Consider the following 18,942-nt stretch of genomic DNA (forward strand, 5'->3'; position numbering starts at 1 on the left):
CGAACGTGAGAAGCGGAGTCTTTTTGTGAGTTCACAACGTTGGCTGTGGAGAAACCGATGTTTGATTCAGATCTCTGGTCTTGAAAAGGATGTTGGCTCTAGGGAGAAAGATTTGAAAACCACTAAAACCAAGAAAATAAAGAAACAACACGAACGCGCATACGAACTGCTTGCTGAGGCGGCTTACTCAGATCCATTTGCGGCGCTGGGTCCTTTCATTGACGACGAAGCTTCGCTGAGAGTTTGGATGCCGGGCGCAAACAAGGTTGAACTGCTTGTTAATGGTGAACCTCGCGTGGCGCTTGAGCGTGATGGCGACAGCGGTTTCATCTTAAAAGAGCAACGCGATTTACACCTGACCCACTACCGTTTAGCGGTCGATTGGAATGGTGTTGAACAAATTATTGATGACCCGTACCAGTACCACAATATCTACCAAGAGTACGAGCATCTGCATACGCCAAAAGACATGTATCACTACATGGGCGCACACTTTGTCACGCTAGAACGTGGCGGTGAAAACATTTCCGGTGTTCGTTTCCTTGTTTATGCACCACACGCATCGGCTGTTAGCCTTGTGGGTTGCTTCAACCAATGGGATGGCCGTCGTCATCCAATGCAACGCTTAGACTACGGTATCTGGGGCCTATTCATTCCTGGTTTGGAAGAGGGGGTACAATACAAATTTGAGCTCAAAGGGCCAAATGGGGAAGGGTTGCCACACAAACAAGACCCTTGGGGTTTCTACTCTGAGCAATACCCATCGTTCGCATCCATTACCTACGATCACAAGCGTTACCAATGGCAAGATGCGAAATGGCAAAACCGTGCAGTGACACAAAAGCGTGATGAAGCGTTATCGTTTTACGAGCTACATGCTGGATCATGGAAGCGCGACGAGAACGGTGATTTCCTGAACTACCGCGAACTCGCGGAGCAGTTGGTGCCATACCTTGTGGATATGGGCTACACCCACGTTGAACTGATGCCTGTGTCTGAGCATCCATTCTACGGTTCATGGGGCTATCAACCCGTTGGCTTGTTTGCGCCAACTAGCCGCTTTGGCTCCCCTGATGATTTCAAATTCTTCGTGGATGCGTGTCACCAAGCAGGCATCGGTGTTGTGCTGGATTGGGTTCCTGCGCATTTCCCATCGGATGATCATGGTTTAGCTAACTTTGATGGTACGCCTCTGTTCCATGATCCAGATCCTCGTCGCGGTTGGCACCAAGATTGGAACTCCTACATTTACGATTTAGGCCGTGAACATGTACGTCGCTTCCTTGTCTCGAATGCGCTGTACTGGTTTGAACAATTCCATATCGATGGCATTCGTGTCGATGCTGTTGCGTCGATGCTCTATCTCGATTATTCACGTAGCCACGATCAGTGGGTCCCGAACGTTGATGGTGGCAACGAAAACTACGACGCAATCGCAACCTTAAAATGGATGAACGAAGAAGTGTACAAGCACTTCCCGAATGCGATGACGATTGCGGAAGAGTCAACGGCGTTTCCGGGTGTGTCTGCGCCAACCTTTATGGGTGGTTTAGGCTTTGGCTTCAAGTGGAATATGGGGTGGATGCACGACAGTCTTTCATACATCAAAGAAGATCCTGTTCACCGCAAATACCACCACAATACCATCACATTTCCGCTAGTTTATGCGCACAGCGAGAACTACGTCTTGTCTCTCTCTCACGACGAGGTGGTGTACGGCAAAGGCTCTATTCACAACAAGATGCCGGGCGATGAATGGCAGCAAACCGCAAACCTAAGAGCATACTACGGTTATATGTATGGTCAACCGGGCAAAAAGCTGAACTTCATGGGCGCGGAAATCGGTCAAACGGCGGAGTGGAACCACGATGATCAGTTGCAATGGTTCTTGCTAGAATACGAGCGTCATCAAGGCGTTCAAAAGCTGATGCGAGATTTGAACCACTTGTACCGAAATGAAGCGGCGATGCACGATCAAGATTGTGTTCCTGCTGGTTTTGAGTGGCGTCTACAAGACGAAGCGGATGCGAGCATCCTAGCGCACGAGCGTATTAGTAAAGAAGGTGAGCGTATTCTGATCATCACCAACTTTACGCCCGTACCACACGAGCGTTTCCGTTTAGGTGTTCCAAATGCAGGTCAATACGAACTGCTACTGAACACGGACGACAGCAAATACGGCGGAAGCGATTTTAAAATGCTGACCAGTGTGAAAACGGAACAAGTCGAAAGTGAATCACTGCCTCAATCACTTGAGCTTCGTTTGCCTCCACTTTCAACCGTGTTCTACAAGCTGCACAAATAATTTAGTCTAATCAAATTCTAAGCCCGTTTTACATTGTAAATCGGGCTTTTTTTGACCAAGTTTTCACTAACGATAAACAGACTGCATACTCTATACTTGCATCATATTGTTTTATTAAATCAGGCTAGGTCGGACTTTGAGAAAGATTAAATCCCTTCTGTTCAATATCTTATTGGTGCTTTTGCTTTTACCAGTGATGCTCGTTGGCATAGTGAAATACATCGATCCACCAATTTGGGGATGGAAGATCAGCCGCATGATTTCTCCTCCTGAAGGATTTCCTGAAGAGAGTCAAAATGAATGGGTGCCTTTGAGTGATATTTCTAAACACATTCAACTGGCCGTGATTGCGACAGAAGATCAAAAGTTCCCGACCCATTACGGAGTGGATTTTGATTCCTTGTTTAAAGTGATCTCAGAGTCTGGCGAGAACGGTCCCTCTCGCGGTGCGAGCACGATTACTCAGCAAACTGCAAAGAACGTGTTTCTGTTTCCTTCACACTCTTATGTGCGCAAAGCGTATGAGCTTTATTTTGCTCTGCTGATGGAAGCAATGTGGAGTAAAAAACGCATTCTTGAAGTGTATTTGAATGTGGTGGAGTTTGGTCCAGGTATTTATGGCGCGGAAGCCGCTGCGCAAAACTACTTTGGTATTCCTGCTAAACAACTTTCAACACGCCAAGCAGCAAGGCTTGCGGTGGTGCTGCCAAATCCGTATCGCATCAAAGTTTACCCTCAGACTTCTTACACCATCAGCCGCGTCAATTGGGCGATGAGACAAATGCGTAACCTTGGTAGCGTTCAGCTTTAAACTCCTTTTTACCCTGCTCATAAGTAGAACTACGCCCCCATAAAAGCAAAATGTGAAGCGTCACAAGCTTTAGGGCGTAGCTTTTCAGAATGATGTGCTCAGTTTTTCATCCATTTACTATTAGTGTGAATAAAACTACAACACGAATACTGCGCCTATGCGCAACCAATGGACTGAACGATGAAACTGAATCTGATTACGACTACCTTATTGCTTGCATCGGCAAGTGCCATCGCCGAGCCAAACATCACCATTGCTACCACGACCAACAGCCGTGACTTTCCGTTAAGTGCAGAGCAGCCTTTGGTTGTGCCCTTAACCAAAGACGGATACACGCTCAAAATCACGGGTATTGAAGGCGACTGTGTCGCGCCTGATGGTCAGAAGGTCAAATTCAACAAACCTATCGCGCTGAACTGTGGAAAGCCAACAGAACTGCCTTTAAAAATCCGTTTTACTGGCGATTACTCTTTTGCTTTTGATGCGGAAGCCAAAACTCTACGCTTCAAGCGAGAGCCTAAGAAAGCTGCCAAGACAGAATTTAAACGCCCAATCCCACAAGTGCAATGTGAGGTTTACCAAGGCGGCGAAGTCACCATCGCGCTGGGTGACAGTTTCCCCGATGGCACCAAGTTGCGTGATGCCTATTCTGGTCAGATGGTCGAAGTAAAAGATCAGCAAGTATCGCTGACACCAAGCAAAGATTCAGGCGGTTTGGTGCTACTAGAGCCAGTGAAGAAAACCAAAGAAGCAGTGCCGTTTGATTACCGCAATGCCAACATTTACTTCGTGATGGTCGACCGTTTCAATAATGCTGATACGAGCAATGACAACAGCTATGGTCGCAAGAAAGACGGTAAAGAAGAGATTGGTACCTTTCACGGTGGTGACCTAAAAGGTGTGATCGAAAAGCTAGATTACATAAAGAGCCTAGGTACAGATGCGATTTGGTTGTCGCCAATCGTTGAGCAAGTGCATGGTTTTGTTGGCGGCGGTGATAGCGGCTCATTCCCATTCTACGCTTACCACGGTTACTGGACGCGTGATTTCACCAAGATTGATGAGAACTTCGGTAACGAAGATGATCTGAAAAAGCTGGTGGAAGAGGCACACAAACGTGGCCTTAAAGTCTTGATGGACGCAGTAATCAACCACACCGGTTACTCAACGCTAGCCGATTTGCAATTTGACGGTATTGAGGTGTTAAAACCAAACGCTGACCTACCTAAGAAATGGGGGGATTGGAAACCAAAAGCGGGTGAAAATTGGCATAGCTATCACCAGAATATTGATTACCAGAGTCCAAACTGGTCGAAATGGTGGGGCGGTGACTGGGTAAGAACAGGTCTACCGGGATACCCAGCTCCGGGCAGCAGTGATATCACTATGTCATTGGCGGGGTTACCTGACTTTATCACCGAATCAGACAAAGCTGTGAAGCCAGCGCAGTGGCTATTGGATAACCCTGGTACTCGCGTAGAGGCGCGCGACAATTACACCGTCTCGGACTACCTAATTGAGTGGCAAACTGATTGGGTGAAACGCTTTGGCATTGATGGTTACCGTGTCGATACGGTGAAGCACGTTGAAGGCGATGTGTGGAAACGCTTGAAAGAAGAGGCTTCAAGCAGTCTTGAGCAGTGGCGCAAAGAGAATGGTAAGTCAGGTCAGCCATTCTGGATGATGGGTGAAGTATGGGGACATACCGCATATCGCAGTCCTTACTTTGACGATGGCTTTGATGCGTTGATTAACTTCGACATGCAGAAGAAGTTAGACAAAGGCGCGGCGTGTTTCAGCCAAATGGCAGACACCTACCAAAGTTACGCAGATACTATCGCCAATGAAAAAGACTTCAACCCAGTGAGCTACATGTCTTCTCACGATACCGAGCTGTTCTTCTCTCGCTTCAAAGATTACGGCATGCAGCGTAACGCCGCGAATGCACTGCTTCTGAGCCCTGGTGCTGTTCAGGTTTACTATGGTGATGAAGTTGGTCGTAACATTGGTCCTTACGCGGACGATTTCCACCAAGGCACTCGTTCTGACATGGTATGGAAGCTATCTGATGAGAAGCAAGCGCTGCTCAAACACTGGCAAACTCTTGGTCAGTTCCGTAAAGCGCACCCAGCGATTGGTGCGGGTCAGCATCACGTGATTGAACAAGAAGGCGCGTACGTGTTCTCTCGCTCGCTTGGCAATGACAAAGTCATTGTGGCGTTTGTGGGTCGCGAAAAGTAGTTAGAACTTCGTTTTAAGCCTAGATAGAAAAAGCCCTTCCTTGAGTTATCAGGGAAGGGCTTTGTTGTTTTAGTTCGCCAGTTCTTGGTCGATGACTTTTTCTAGCTCGTCAAACGGCACATAGCCAGGAATGACTTGATCATTAATGATCAACGCAGGCGTGCCGCGTAAACCAAGTTGCGTGAAATACTGATAGTTTTTATCAAGCAACGCCTTGGTCTCTTTGTCGTCGACAAGCTGCGCTTCTGTCCCCGTTTTTTTCGCGATTTGATTTAAGGAACGTGCGTCATGTGCGCCCGGTTTTTTCACCAATAACTCATGCACTTGTTCGTACTTATCTCGCTGGTTTTGCCAAACATTTAATGCGTAACTTGCCGAGTTGTAGCCGTTTTTCTCGTATTGTTCTTTAAAAGAGACATTGAGGTTAAGCACTTTTACCTGCGGATATTCCTTACCAACTTTGACCAGCTCTCCTTCTAAACGTTTACAAAAAGGGCAGCTGTAGTCTGTTACGTTAATAATGGTTAACTCAGGGTTTTCAGCACCAAAAGAGGAATGTTTGCCATCACTTAGATATTGACGAACCTCCTTCAAGGTGTCGCCAAATGACTGTTGATATGCAATGTACTCTTGAAGGTTTTGGTGCAATGAATCAAGAATTTGAGGGTTTTCTTTTAGTATCTGAGTAACTTCCTCTAGCTTTTGTTCTGCGGTCTTTTCTGATGCGAAAGATACGGCAGATACGATAGCCATCGTTAACGCCAAAAGTGTACGAGTGAATGTCATAATATTTCCTAAAACTTTTAAATTTCGTTGTTTGTTATGTGAAGTGAATAAAATATGTACAAAAGTCAGGCAGAAAGGTCTCTCGCCTTGCTGGCTTTATTCTCTAAACACGCAAAGTTTTAGGTGAACCCGATACTTTTCCGGTATCGGTTCTGTGTATTCCAGATAACGAATTGCTGTGGTTGTCATCGGCAGCGCCACAATCAAAGCAAACAGAAAAAATGGAATAAGAATATGATCAAACTGATGTTGGTACGCTTGAACCAGCTTTTCTGAAAGGTCGCAAGATGGTGATAAATTCACACTCTCATCTTGCTGACTCTGTATTTGGTGAGCCTTCGGGCAGCTTTTCGAGAAACCAGAATTTTGGCTTAAGCATATCATCACCACCCAAAGCACGAGGGCGAGTGTCCATTTGGCTATTTTATATTGTGAGCGTAACAATGGGTCGTATAGTCCTGTTAATTCTGGTTTATGCCGTTTACATATGACCGAACCACCCTAAAATAAATTACACGGAACTTTTGTTAATTTTTGGTCAAGAAATCTCAAATAAGCAACAAACCATGAAGCACGTCGAAGGTGTGGCTAATAACAAACTTGTTCATAACTTTGGTTTGTTTTGTTAATGGATAGGATTCGCAGTGAGTTAGATAAATCTACCTTATCTTGGTCATAAATATTTATTATCTTTTAAATGTGATTAAAATCATAAAATAAAACTTCATAATTGAGTGACATGATTGTTCGGTAAATGGATTGATTTTGATCATCTCTCTAGCACGTCGTTCAAGGGATCATCTATGCGTTCTGTTCCACATACATAGGTGAATTTATGACAAGCCCTGTTCATGCTGAACGCAAGGTGACGATCGGGTGTTACATTGCACTCGCGTTTGCGGTTGTGTTCTTTTCTGGTCTGATGCAATCTAACGAATGGTACGGTGTATTCGACTTTACAACGCTTAATGGCTCTTTCGGTAAAGTGGCTTACGGCGTAACGGAAGGTGCGGATGGCGCGGTACAAGCTGCGACTACCTCTTTCCGCGGTACTGGCGGTAGCGGTGCTCGCGACGGTTTCATTTTCGCACTTACTTTGATTCCAACTGTTATGTTCGCCTTAGGTATGATCAACGTACTTGAGCACTACGGTGCACTTGAAGCAGCTCGTAAGCTTCTTACTCCTCTTCTACGTCCTCTAATGGGCATCCCTGGTAACTCTGGTCTGGCTTTAATTGCTTCTCTACAAAGTACCGATGCAGGTGCGGCAATGACGCGTCAGCTAAAAGATGAAGGTCACCTAACTAAGCGTGAAACGGACGTATTTACCATGTTCCAGTTCACTGCAGGTGCAACCATCGTGAACTTCTTCTCATCGGGTGCTGTGCTGTTCACACTGACGATGGCTGACGGCTCTCTAGCAGTAACGTCTTCTATTGGTTTAGCAGTTGTGGTGATGTTCGCATTTAAGATCATCGGCGCGAACCTGTTCCGTATCTACCTGAACATGACGGAAGGTAAAGAAGACAAGCAAGACCAAAACAAATCAGAGAACTTAAAAGAGGAGACGGCATAATGGGTGACGTTAAAGCGAAAAAACCAATGGTGACGGATATCTTCGTCGAAGGTGCTAAGAAAGGTTGGGTGATTGCGACTACCTCTACGGTTCCTAACGTATTGATGGCGTTCGTTATCATCAAAGCGCTGCAAATCACTGGTGCGCTGGATCTGATGGGCACGGTGTTTTCTCCAATCATGGCGGTGTTTGGTCTTCCGGGTGAAGCGGCAGCGGTATTGATCGGCGCTTGGATGTCGATGGGCGGTGCGGTTGGTGTAGTGATCACGCTGTTTGACCAAGGCATCCTAAACGGTACGCACATTGCGATTCTTGCACCTGCTATCTACCTAATGGGCTCTCAAGTTCAGTACATGGGTCGTATCATGGGGCCAATTGGTACTGAAGGTCTTTACATCCCCGTTATGATTGCAATCTCAGTATTGAACGCGTTTGGCGCAATGCTGGTGATGAATCTGTTTGTCTAGGAGTGAGTCATGCAATTCTCTCTAAATGAATATCTAGAAGAGCTACGTCCGCTGATTAATGTGGATTGTGGCACTTACACGACTGATGGTATCGAGTTTATCGCTTCTCAATTTGAAGAGAAGTACCAAGCGATGTCAGGTTGGAGCGTAAAACGCATCGACTGTGGCAAAGCGGGTGTTGGTCTTGAAGTTCGAAATAAGCCGGAAGCTGAGCAAATCGATGTGATGCTAATTGGTCACATGGATACGGTGTTCCCTGTGGGTACCGCTGAGCTTCGTCCAATGTTTCAAGATGCAGAGAAAGCGTACGGTCCAGGTGTGTCTGACATGAAATCTGGTTTGCTGAACATCGTGTACGCGATGCGTAATCTAGACCAAGCTGTGTTGGATAAGTTATCTATCGCTATCTGCATGAACCCAGATGAAGAGACAGGCTCTCTGGATTCTGTGGATTGGATTCAATCAGTTGCGAAAAACGCTAAGAATGTACTGGTTGCAGAAGCAGCACGTGCAGACGGTGGTTTAGTGAAAGCGCGTAAAGGCATGGCTCGCTACAAAATGACCTTTAATGGCGTTGCTGCTCACGCAGGTAACGAGCCAGAAAACGGTCGCAGCGCAATCACTGAGATGGCAAATTGGATTCTGGCTGTCAATGCAATGACCAACTTTGACTCTGGTACCACGTTGAACGTCGGTATTGTTTCTGGCGGTAACGGTGCGAACATAGTTCCGGAACATGCTGAAGCGATCGTGGATGTGCGTTTCTGGAGCAACGAAGAATACGATGATGTCGATAGCAAGCTAAATGGCATGCTGGAAACACCATTCGTTGATGGCGTGAGCATTGAGTTGGTTCGTGAAGCCTATAAGCCTTCTATGGTGCCAAGCCCACAAACAGAAAGCTTAATGACATTAGTTGAAGAAGCCGCAAGTGAACTGGCGATCGACATCAACTGGAAAGAAGTCGGTGGTGGCTCTGATGCAAACAATACGGCAATTCTTGGCGTTCCAACTTTGGATGGTCTAGGGCCTATCGGTGCAGGCTTCCACAGTGATCAAGAGTACTTGTTGCTTGAGTCTATCGAACCACGTATCAAAATGCTGATGCGTGTACTGGAGAAGATTGCTCAATAAGGCATTTTGCTTCTAAAGCTTGGCTCCCAAAGCTTTTGGTTTCAAAACTTTTGTTTTCCAAGACTTTTTGTTTCCAAGGCAATAATCCCCGGACTTCGGTTTGGGGATTTTTCTATCTGTGTTTCACTTTACTATCATTTCTTGTTATTAATCTTGCGTTCAGGTTCGATTTATTAATATGTTGGACATAGTCATAAATTTCGGAGGCAACGATGACCACAACAATGTCTGTAAAATCGGCGCCGAAAGACGCCAAAGATCAAACGATGCAAGCGCCAGATGAGAAAACATTCTGGCGAAAAATGAAAGGGTCGGTTAAGAAAGCGGGTGAAGAAATTGCCGTAATGGGCATAAAATCATGGCTCGCGATGGCAGATTCCAACACCTCTGTTCGCCACAAGGCTATTTTAGGTGGCGCGCTGGCTTACTTCGTCCTACCAACAGATATGGTGCCAGACGTACTAGCTGGCGTCGGTTTTACCGATGATATGGCGGCACTGACTCTGGCGGCGAACTCGGTCGGCAATGCCATCACCGACGAGCATGAAGAACAAGCGAGAGAAAAGCTGAATTCGATGGTGGATTAGAAAGAGCATTTCTAGACGCGGAGAAAACAAAAGCCCCGATGTTTCCATCGGGGTTTTCTTTTAGACAGGACTATATAATTTCAGGATGGTAATCGTAGAACGATTTAGGCGTCAGCGCGCTTCAGATGCACTTCTTCTTCGGCTACGCCTGCCATTGGGTCGTTGAAGCGAGCTTCATCCAATGCACCTTCTGATTTCGCAACGATGACGGTCACAGCACTATCACCAGTGATATTTACCGCGGTACGAATCATATCAAGAAGACGGTCAACACCCATGATGAGCGCGATGCCTTCAAGCGGCAGACCAACTTGGTTCAATACCATAGCAAGCATGACAAGACCCACACCAGGAACACCTGCGGTACCGATAGACGCCAGAGTTGCCGTCATGATAACCATTAGGTAATCGCCCATAGTTAAATCAATATTGAAAGCTTGAGCAATAAACGCAGTTGCTACGCCCTGCATGATCGCCGTACCGTCCATGTTCACGGTTGCACCAAGTGGTACTGTGAACGATGATACACGGTTCTCAACACCCATGCGGTGCTTTGCTGTTTCCATTGTCACTGGAATCGTCGCGTTCGATGATGCTGTAGAAAAAGCAAACATGATCGCGTCTTCCATCTTACGTAGGAACGTAATTGGGTTTAGACCTGTGAAACCTTTTAACATTAAGCTGTAAGTAACTAGACCGTGTAGGACAAGCGTACCAGCCAGTACTAAGAAGTACTCTGCCAGATTGACGATCGCGCCCAGACCAAGACCAGTAAATAGCTTCGCCATTAAGAAGAACACCCCATAAGGCGCCAAGTTCATCAAAATCGCGACCAGTTTCATGATCACTTCATTCAGATCAGAGAAGAATGCTGCGATGCGTTCGCCTGGTTTACCCGCTGCACTGATCGCGATACCGAATAGCACGGCGAACACGATAACTTGCAGAGTTTTACCTTCTGCCATTGCGCTGATTGGGTTGGTCGGGAACATATCGATGATCACCTGACCTAAAGATGGCGCTTCGGCTGATTTGAATGAACTTGCTGCCGTTAGATCTGCCCCTGCCCCTGGCTGGAATAGAGTACCCATAGTTAGAGCAAGCGTAATCGCGATAGCTGTTGTCGTAACGTAGAAAGCGAGGGTTTTACCGCCCATGCGACCCAGTGTAGAGAGGTCTTTGAGAGAGCTAGTACCACAAACTAACGAAACAAATACTAGCGGTACAACAAGCATTTTTAAGCTGGCAACGAAGATCTGTCCACCAACTTCGAATAATCCATTAACAATGTATGCGTCGACAAATCCGTTGTCGGCAAAAAGTGTGCGAATTGCAAATCCTGTCAAGATACCCGCAACCATACCTAAAATTACGCGGCTGGTAAGCGACATCGGTTTCTTGGTATTCATGAGAACACTCCTTATAGTTATGCACCTTGAGTTCACTTCAAAGCGGCGAGCAGATTAGCAGCGGAGTGAGAAAATACGAAAGAATAATCCTCTAAATGGTTAATAGATGTGAACCTTATCACTAATAAAAATGGGATTTTAACCAAATATTAACGAATTGGCCGGATGAAAAGTTTGTATTTTAACACTTTTATCGAATATACAACCGATAACAAAGAGGATTTACAATAAATTTTAATAAGAGATAGAGTGCATACTCTCTTGGAGTGGATGCATTTCTGCATAACTATTTAAGTTAAATTCAGGCTAGCGGTCGCTTCTTTAGGGATAATTTAGTATTGAGTGTTCATCAGAGCCAACGAACCCTTTATGCTTTCATATTTGTCAACTCAATGATGGTTGGCAAGTGTAGTTAGTTGGAGGTGATCCCAGCTCCAATAACTTTGACTGGTATTTTTAATCCCTCCAACCCAATAGCATTGTTTCGCTCGTATTAAGCCTTCCAAACACTGCTTGCCAGCCTCAGTGATACGGACGCTTTGTTCCCACCAGTGCCTTTCACGTGGCTCAATCGTGATCAAAGGTGTTTGACACTGTGCTAGAGGGAGGAGTAACGCGTAAAACATCACGTCTCCTAGGTAAGGAAGAGGTTCTAGTTGTTGATATTGCTCAAACCAATCTTTGATGGGAATTGAACGATTTTGCGAGCTCAAGACCTTTAGTGCGAGGTGTTGTGTCAAGCTCAATCCAGTTTGTGAATTAGGTAACTCTTGCAAATGGCGTTTAAGCACGTTGGATATATTGGGCAAGCAATCCAGGTTATGCTGCTGAATCAAATTAACTATGGAAATAGGTGTCGGTGATGTAATAGCGTGCCAACACCGTTTAGCCTGACTGAATAATTTTGCTGTCACAGGTTTACGGTATCGCCAACAAGAACGAATAGCTTCTTCAGGCAACTGCCCAAAGCCGATGAATCGTTCAGTGCCCGGGAACTGGTTCAACTCAATGATCTCTATCACTTTATTCTCTACATTCTCTAACTGTGTTAGAGCACGAATTAGCATCAATTGATCATAACTGTCATGTTCGACCCAAAAGACGATTCGTTCAAATACATCACTTTGCAACAGATCGAGGTTTGATTGTTCCAATGTGACTATATCTTGAACCGAGTCTTCACGCTTCATCACAGGCAGCAGAGTCTCTACGACATATTGGGCACGAATGGCAAGGAAGTTCTGTGGTGTTGCTGGTATGGGGCCAATACAAAGCGGATCGATCAGGGCTAAAAATGTCCCTTCAAATCCGCTGGCTTTAAGTTGTTGTTGAATGTCGTGGCCACAACGAACGTGTAGCGTTTTTACTTTTGCATCTAGGGGCGGTTTTTGTTCTTTGATGGCTAGTTTGTGCGCTTCTAGCTCTTCGACATGAGCTTTTAGTTTACTCCAACTGGATAAGTCCAGTTCTCTTGCGAGTGCATGTTGAACGTCAGCCAATTGAATTGTATTGGGAGCCAAAGATTCTGGTTTGGAGTGAAATCGCTTAACTAACTCCAACGTGGCGTCATCGTATAGGCGGATAGCTTTGAGCCTTTTTTTAGCAATGGATTTTTGCTGATTGATATTGATCGAGAAGCTATTTGTAGAGTTCATATTTCACCTTTCTTATCTCTTCCACACTCGCCTATATAGAAGCTAAAAAGAAGGTAAAAACAGATTGTGCCTGCTAAACCAAGCAGGTGAGGATATTGCCGTGAACCGAGTTCTTTCCGCGAGTGTTGGGTGCTTTAGGCATGAGCAGAGTGATAGTAGGTGGTCGCTATCCTTCGTGCAACCTTTTGTGAGAGTGTAGCGTTACAAAATGGCCGTTTCTCTATATTTAGGGAGAATCAATAGGCGATAACACTAGCGATTCAACTCAATACCACTGTTGCTAGACTCGAGTTTCTACACTTTTGAGTAAAGTACGATAAAGCGCTTGAGTCGCAGGACCACTTTTGGCTCCTTTGGGTAAAGTGAGGTGCAGCGCAACTTGATATTGATGGGAGTGTTCGATCTCCAATACTTTAATTTTATCGCTCTTGCGGGCTGCGACTAAGTGCGCTGGTAGCCGACAAAATCCAGCGCCTTGCTCTACGGCGTGAAAAGCGTGGTCGAAGTTATCGACGGTAATACGCTGACGTGCGCGTAACCAACCCACATCTCTTTTCGTTTTGTCTGAATTGCCTAAGTCACGGATGACAATTTGGCTGGTGGTTGCAAAATCGTCGATGGAAACATGCGGCTTTTTAGCGAGTGGATGGTGTGCTGCGATTACAGGCAGCATGGTTGTTACGCCAAATGCTTCGGCAGAGTAGTTGGTTATCGGTAAGTTGATGATTGCGATGTCAGCGAGCTCATTTACGACCATTTCGGTTGTTTTGCTCAGTGACGTTTCAACCACTTGAACGGAGGTCGTGTTGTTGTCCTCCAAAAATTGACTGAGTGGTGCATAAAGCCAACAAGGGTCACAAAGATGATCTACTGCGACCGTGATTTGAGATTCCACCCCACTTTTTAACTGCTCGCTGATGACTTCTAGTTCCCGCGCTTGTTCAAGCATGGATTGTGCACGACGCAGTATGGTTTTGCCGTGCTCTGTCAAACCCGCTTTGCGCCCTCGTACTTCGATAAGTTGAATACCAAGTTGGTCTTCTAACTTCCTCACCGAGTAGATCAATGTGGTATGGCTCTTGTTGAGCAGTAAAGCTGCGGATTGAATGCTGCCTTCTTGATTAATCGCTTGTAGCGTTTGCCATTGTTCTAAGGTCGTTTTTAGTCTCATGAGTCAATTTTTTAGACAGTTAATGGCGAAATTATGAACTTTTCTGTCAGTTTTATAAAGGTAATAATCTTGTCATCGAAAACGAGTCAATAAGAAGAGGAGACTCAAGATGGCGAAATTATTGCAAGTTGATTTTGAATTTCATGGTCCGTTTGGTGACGAGATGTCGAATGCTCTGGTCGACTTAGCTAAGTCGATTAACCAAGAGCCGGGCATGATTTGGAAAATCTGGACGGAAAGCGAAAAAGACAAACTCGGTGGTGGTATCTATCTTTTTGAAGATGAAGCCACGGCGCAAGCTTATCTCGAAATGCATGCCGCACGCTTACGAAAAATGGGCGTAGTCGAAGTACGAGGTCAAATTTTCGATATCAATGTGCCGTTAACGACGCTCAATCAAGGGCCTATTAGAGGATAAGGAGATGATGACCAACCGCACTTTTCTAACCGTTCATGGTGTCGTATATACGGTATTCGCTTTTGCGTTGTTTTTTGTACCAACCATAATGTGGCCGATGTATGGAGTACAAATTAACGACCAGTACGCGCTGTTTTTATCGCAGCATACTTCGATCTTTTTAGGTGGAATCGCAGCGGTGAGTTTGATGTTACGTAATGTGGAATCAGGGCATACTGCGAAACAGCTGTTTAAAGCATTATTGATTACTAATGGCTTAGGGGCAGTGATTACTACCTATGCCGGCATTATCGGAGTATTTGTCGGTTTTGGTTGGAGTGACCCAATATTCTTTGTCTTGCTTAGTTTGATTACGTACAAGCAATTAAGAGTGCAATAGAAAAAGCCCTGCTGTTTCTAGCAGGGCTTTGTCATATTTGGTTTAATTAGCGATCTAAATTCAACTTATGATTCGCTTTTGTACGCGTAGTTATAGTAGCCGTATCCATAGCCGTATGAGTTAGATGCCTTTTTCTCAACTGCATTGAGAATCACACCTTTAACTTCAACGCCTGATTGCTCGAAGCGACCTTGCGCGACTTCAATCTCCTTCAAAGTCGTTTGATCAAAACGAGCGACCATCAGAGTTGTTCCTGCAAGCGCGCCAACAATGCTTGGGTCGGTAACTGCGAGTACAGGCGGTGTATCGATGATGACTAGATCGTATTGTGCAGACATCTCGTCAACAAAGCTCTTGAAGCGAGGGTGCATAAGAAGTTCTGACGGATTTGGTGGTACTTGACCACGAGTAACCACATCCAAGTTTTCAACTTGACTTGGCTTGATTGCGGTTGCTCGATCAATTTTTCCACTTAGTAAGTCAGATAACCCTTGCTCTGCTGTGAGGCCAAAACATTGCTGTAAATAACCTTTTCGCATGTCAGCATCCACCAAAAGGACTTTTTGACCCGTTTTAGCCGCAACTGCAGCAAAGTTAGTTGATACGAACGTCTTACCTATGGAAGGCGCTGGGCCTGAAATCATTAAGACATTGTTTTTGGCTTCCAACATTGCGAAGTGTAAGCTGGTTCGAAGTCCACGTAGTGCTTCAATTGATAGATCTGCTGGATTGGCATTTGCTAAAAGAAGTAAGTCTTTGTTGTTTTTACGTTTTAGCTTGTTCGCAACTTCCAATTGTTGTGCTGATTTTGGAACACTTGCATATACAGATATTCCAGTTTGCTCAATTTCATCAGGAGAAGTCACTCCACGATGAAACGCGGTTTTTACCAGAACAAATGCGACAGCTACCATGCCTCCTAGAAGAGTAGCCAAAACTACAATCAAAGGTTTTTTCGGTTTAATAGGAATTGCGTAAGATTGTGCGTTGTCAATAATACGCACATTACCTACGGTGCCAGCTTTTATGATATTTAGCTCTTGAACTTTATTCAAAAGTTGGATGTAGATTTGCTGGTTTACTTCGACATCACGAGTCATACGCAAGACTTCGCGCTGTGTTTTTGGCAGTTTTTGAACTTGTTTGTTAAGACGCTCTTTCTCTTGTAGTAATGTCTGACGTTTGTCTAACAGCGATTTATAAGCTGGGTGGTCTTGGGTGAATTTTTGACTGATTTCACTTTCTTTAAATGTTAGCTCATTAAGTTGGGCTTCAAGTGCCACCATCACTTTTAGAGTAGATTGTGCTTCGAGATTTAAATCGATAGATTCGTTTTCTTGTCTAAAACTGTTCAATGTATCTTCTGAAATAGTTAGCTTGTCCTTAATCTCGGGTAAATGACCTTTAAGGAAGTTGAGGCTCTGCTCAGCTTCAGCTGAGTTTCTTCTAACATTCTGCAAAAAATAGTTTTGAACAACATCATTTAAAACAAGCTGATTGTGGTCTGGGTATTCACCTTCAATACTTAGAGATACAATACCTGTTTGGCTACCTCTCTCTGAAATAGAAAGTTGTGAGGCTAACTTGTGGATAGCATCTAACTTGCTTATTTTACTTATTGTAAAAGTATCTTCATTTTGAGCATTGAGCTGGTTCACTTTTACACGATAGCCATTCATCTCAATTAGTTGACCAACTGAACCAGAAAGTACCATTTGGTCTTCAAGCATCAAGCTGAATTGACCTTTCTCGATGTCTGTAGCAATCAGTTGATGAGATAATCCTTTAGCCGTTCGAGGTACTTCAAACGTGGTCAAAGAAATGTAGTTTTGAGTACCGTTGATTCGTGCTAGACCTTTACCAACAAAAGGTAAGTAATCAGGAGTGGCAATGGTTGTTAAGTTAAACTTATCAACGGTATCGCCAAGAATCATTCTCGATTTAATTATTTCAATCTCTGTAGTTGCAGATGATTCGGCAGAAAAGAGTTCTCCCATGTCACCGACCATCGCCGAAATACCACCTGAACTTTTCTTTTCGATTTGTATTAACGCGTCGGCTTTGTAAATCGGAGTTGATAGCAACGCGACCGCGATACCTAATGTTGCAAAAAAGAGTGTAATACTGATGATAAACCATTTCGCGTCTATCAATATGCCGAAGAGCTTGCCTAGGTCGATCTCATCATCAGCAAGAGCAGATGGTTGTATTGTTTGGTTAGCCATTATTTTTTATTTCGCCAAGTGATCTGAATTTATATTTTTTTTGCCCATGCATGAGCAGCATTTTCAATCAGAGATAATGCATGCTCAAAGGCTTCTCTACTCTGTCTGTATGGATCTGGAATATCCACGGAACCTATCCAGTGACCAAATAACATTGTTTTACCTCTAGCCTCTGGTACCAGCTCCGTCAAAGCATCGATATGACCTTGTTCCATCACCAATATTAGGTCTTGTTTTGCGCACAACTTAGCGGTTAGCTGCTGCGCTTTGTGGTCTAGCAGGTAGATACCACGTTCTGACGCGACAAGTCTGGCGGTTTCATCTGCTGGCTTTCCGGTTAGGCGACTTTTTTCTACGGCAATACCCGCCGAAGAAATCTGTTTATCTGGGAGTAGTTGCTGTAGTAACCGCTCTCCTGTGGGAGAGCGACAAATATTACCTACACACACGACAAGAATGTTCGAAAACATGTTTTGCTCCTTATAGACAACGTTTGAATGACTTGTTTATGTTCAAACAAGCCCTTCAGAATGCTTTTTCTATGGCCAAGTCCTGACTCGAAGGACGCCTTCTGTAAGTTCATTGAAGCCTGAGATGGTAGGTACTAGTTGTGCAATAACGCGATTCCAACGACTGATAGGCGCCGCAGTGACATAAACGATGTCATACGGTTTCAGAGCAAATTCAGTACCAATAACGAGCGCTGCCGCATCGGAGACATCAAGTTGATATATGTCGCCCAGTGAACCTGCGTCTTGTGACCTCCTAATTACGAATACACCTGTCGCATCCGCTGATATCTGATTAATACCGCCAACGTTGCTCAGAGCTTCCGTAAGGCTCATGCCAGCGCGATCTATTTTCAGTAGTTTAGGATCGTTAACTTCACCCATAACGAAAACCTTTTGTGAATCATTTCTTGGCACATGGATGATATCACCTGGTTGAAGTAGCCTATTTTCAGTGAGGTCGCCTTCTTGCATCAGCGCATAAAGAGATATGTTTTCAACTATGCCGTTTCTTGTCAGTGTTACATTTTTCCAGTCGGCGTTTTCGGCTAATCCACCTGCACGGTTAATTGCATCTAACAAGGTGAGTGGGATGTTGGTGATTGGTTGTTGTCCAGGATTACTTACTTCACCAGTAATGTAGGATTTTTTCGAACGAAAAGCTGCTACGCTGACATCCACTTGAGGACTTTCTATGTACTTTGCTAATCGGCGAGAAATATCAGCACGAATTTGACGAACGTTTTTACCCGCAACTTCAACAATACCTATATATGGATAGAAGATAGTGCCATCAGCATGTACCCAGTTCCCCGCTTCAGCAGAGCTGCGATAAGAACCAGCAGGAATAGTTAGTTCTGGGTGATCCCAAATAGTAATGTTTAGTATATCTCCAGGGCCAACCTCATACTCATAAGAGCTAAGTTGGCGATCTAGTTCAGGGTTGGATTTGGCTTCTATCCCCAAAATTTTAAGTTGAGATACTTTATCAAGTGTAAGTGGAAAAACATTGAAATCAGAAGTGCGACTAACATTGCTGTCTTCGACGAAGTTTTTTCCATCTGTGGAAAGGTGACTACCGGGTACAGTACATCCAGAAAGAAGTACTGAGGAAAGCACTAAACTAGCTAGCTTTTTATGTTTGAAATTCATGTTTTTTCATTCATCTGACGTAAAGAGCGAGTTGCTGGTAGCAACATTCTTTTCCAGAAAAGACTTCACAACATAACCTTATAAGCACCACCTTCTTCTATTTATAAAGTGCTCAAT

Annotated in this window: 17 protein-coding genes; 9 read left to right on the plus strand and 8 right to left on the minus strand. The window is 44.7% G+C overall.

Annotated elements, in window-relative coordinates; genetic code table 11:
* Positions 1–112: 112 nt before the first annotated feature.
* From glgB to R7M72_RS05885, 3 genes are all read left to right on the plus strand, one after another.
* A complete protein-coding gene (gene glgB / locus R7M72_RS05875) occupies positions 113–2,305 on the plus strand; it encodes a 1,4-alpha-glucan branching protein GlgB (RefSeq protein WP_374214566.1) in 2,193 nt (730 codons plus the stop codon).
* Positions 2,306–2,441: 136 nt separating this feature from the next.
* The gene (gene mtgA, locus R7M72_RS05880; protein WP_054865800.1) at positions 2,442–3,116 is read left to right on the plus strand and encodes a monofunctional biosynthetic peptidoglycan transglycosylase; all 675 of its coding nucleotides are present in this window, start codon (positions 2,442–2,444) and stop codon (positions 3,114–3,116) included.
* Positions 3,117–3,296: 180 nt separating this feature from the next.
* Entirely contained in the window at positions 3,297–5,357 is a 2,061-nt protein-coding gene (locus R7M72_RS05885) for an alpha-amylase (RefSeq protein WP_315957337.1), read from the plus strand.
* Positions 5,358–5,426: 69 nt separating this feature from the next.
* Here the strand turns inward: R7M72_RS05885 and R7M72_RS05890 are convergent, their stop codons facing one another.
* A complete protein-coding gene (locus R7M72_RS05890; protein WP_025768635.1) occupies positions 5,427–6,143 on the minus strand; it encodes a DsbA family protein in 717 nt (238 codons plus the stop codon).
* A 96-nt stretch (positions 6,144–6,239) separates the two neighbouring features.
* Positions 6,240–6,527: a hypothetical protein gene (locus tag R7M72_RS05895; protein WP_049872671.1), complete on the minus strand. Its 288-nt coding sequence runs from the start codon at positions 6,525–6,527 to the stop codon at positions 6,240–6,242.
* Between the two features lie 451 nt (positions 6,528–6,978).
* On the opposite strand from R7M72_RS05895, the gene R7M72_RS05900 reads away from it, so the two are divergent.
* The 4 genes from R7M72_RS05900 (at position 6,979) to R7M72_RS05915 (ending at position 9,907) form a co-directional block, all read left to right on the plus strand.
* Positions 6,979–7,719 (plus strand): nucleoside recognition domain-containing protein, encoded by a 741-nt coding sequence (locus tag R7M72_RS05900; protein WP_005437881.1) that lies wholly within the window; start codon positions 6,979–6,981, stop codon positions 7,717–7,719.
* Complete coding sequence (locus R7M72_RS05905; protein ID WP_315957336.1) at positions 7,719–8,186, plus strand: YjiG family protein; 468 nt, start codon at positions 7,719–7,721, stop codon at positions 8,184–8,186. Before R7M72_RS05900 ends, R7M72_RS05905 begins: the two co-directional genes overlap by 1 nt.
* A gap of 9 nt (positions 8,187–8,195) precedes the next feature.
* Positions 8,196–9,320 carry a M20 family metallopeptidase gene (locus tag R7M72_RS05910; RefSeq protein WP_315957335.1) on the plus strand — a complete coding sequence of 375 codons (1,125 nt, stop codon included), beginning with the start codon at positions 8,196–8,198 and terminating at the stop codon, positions 9,318–9,320.
* A 212-nt stretch (positions 9,321–9,532) separates the two neighbouring features.
* On the plus strand, positions 9,533–9,907 hold the full coding sequence (locus R7M72_RS05915) for a YkvA family protein (RefSeq protein WP_047102406.1): 375 nt from the start codon (positions 9,533–9,535) through the stop codon (positions 9,905–9,907).
* 104 nt (positions 9,908–10,011) lie between these two features.
* Here R7M72_RS05915 and R7M72_RS05920 read toward each other — a convergent pair whose 3' ends face one another.
* The 3 genes from R7M72_RS05920 to R7M72_RS05930 form a co-directional block, all read right to left on the minus strand.
* A complete protein-coding gene (locus R7M72_RS05920) occupies positions 10,012–11,316 on the minus strand; it encodes a dicarboxylate/amino acid:cation symporter (RefSeq protein ID WP_017820133.1) in 1,305 nt (434 codons plus the stop codon).
* A 389-nt stretch (positions 11,317–11,705) separates the two neighbouring features.
* Positions 11,706–12,971 (minus strand): DUF1835 domain-containing protein, encoded by a 1,266-nt coding sequence (locus tag R7M72_RS05925; RefSeq protein ID WP_315957333.1) that lies wholly within the window; start codon positions 12,969–12,971, stop codon positions 11,706–11,708.
* Positions 12,972–13,251: 280 nt separating this feature from the next.
* Positions 13,252–14,142 carry a LysR family transcriptional regulator gene (locus tag R7M72_RS05930; protein ID WP_053303900.1) on the minus strand — a complete coding sequence of 297 codons (891 nt, stop codon included), beginning with the start codon at positions 14,140–14,142 and terminating at the stop codon, positions 13,252–13,254.
* 109 nt (positions 14,143–14,251) lie between these two features.
* Between R7M72_RS05930 and R7M72_RS05935 the strand changes: the two genes are divergently transcribed.
* Positions 14,252–14,560, plus strand: a complete 309-nt coding sequence (locus R7M72_RS05935) for a monooxygenase (RefSeq protein WP_005374871.1) — start codon at positions 14,252–14,254, stop codon at positions 14,558–14,560.
* Positions 14,561–14,567: 7 nt separating this feature from the next.
* Positions 14,568–14,939 carry a hypothetical protein gene (locus R7M72_RS05940; protein WP_017634450.1) on the plus strand — a complete coding sequence of 124 codons (372 nt, stop codon included), beginning with the start codon at positions 14,568–14,570 and terminating at the stop codon, positions 14,937–14,939.
* A 65-nt stretch (positions 14,940–15,004) separates the two neighbouring features.
* Here the strand turns inward: R7M72_RS05940 and R7M72_RS05945 are convergent, their stop codons facing one another.
* The 3 genes from R7M72_RS05945 to R7M72_RS05955 all read right to left on the minus strand — a co-directional run bounded on the left by R7M72_RS05945 (position 15,005) and on the right by R7M72_RS05955 (position 18,825).
* Positions 15,005–17,164: a polysaccharide biosynthesis tyrosine autokinase gene (locus R7M72_RS05945; RefSeq protein WP_017634449.1), complete on the minus strand. Its 2,160-nt coding sequence runs from the start codon at positions 17,162–17,164 to the stop codon at positions 15,005–15,007.
* 29 nt (positions 17,165–17,193) lie between these two features.
* Positions 17,194–17,634 carry a low molecular weight protein-tyrosine-phosphatase gene (locus R7M72_RS05950; protein WP_053303899.1) on the minus strand — a complete coding sequence of 147 codons (441 nt, stop codon included), beginning with the start codon at positions 17,632–17,634 and terminating at the stop codon, positions 17,194–17,196.
* 69 nt (positions 17,635–17,703) lie between these two features.
* Positions 17,704–18,825, minus strand: coding sequence for a polysaccharide export protein (locus R7M72_RS05955; protein WP_017634447.1), 1,122 nt, complete (start codon positions 18,823–18,825; stop codon positions 17,704–17,706).
* Positions 18,826–18,942: the final 117 nt, after the last annotated feature.

It is taken from the genome of Vibrio sp. YT-18 (assembly GCF_033337345.1).
Classification (GTDB): domain Bacteria; phylum Pseudomonadota; class Gammaproteobacteria; order Enterobacterales; family Vibrionaceae; genus Vibrio; species Vibrio alginolyticus.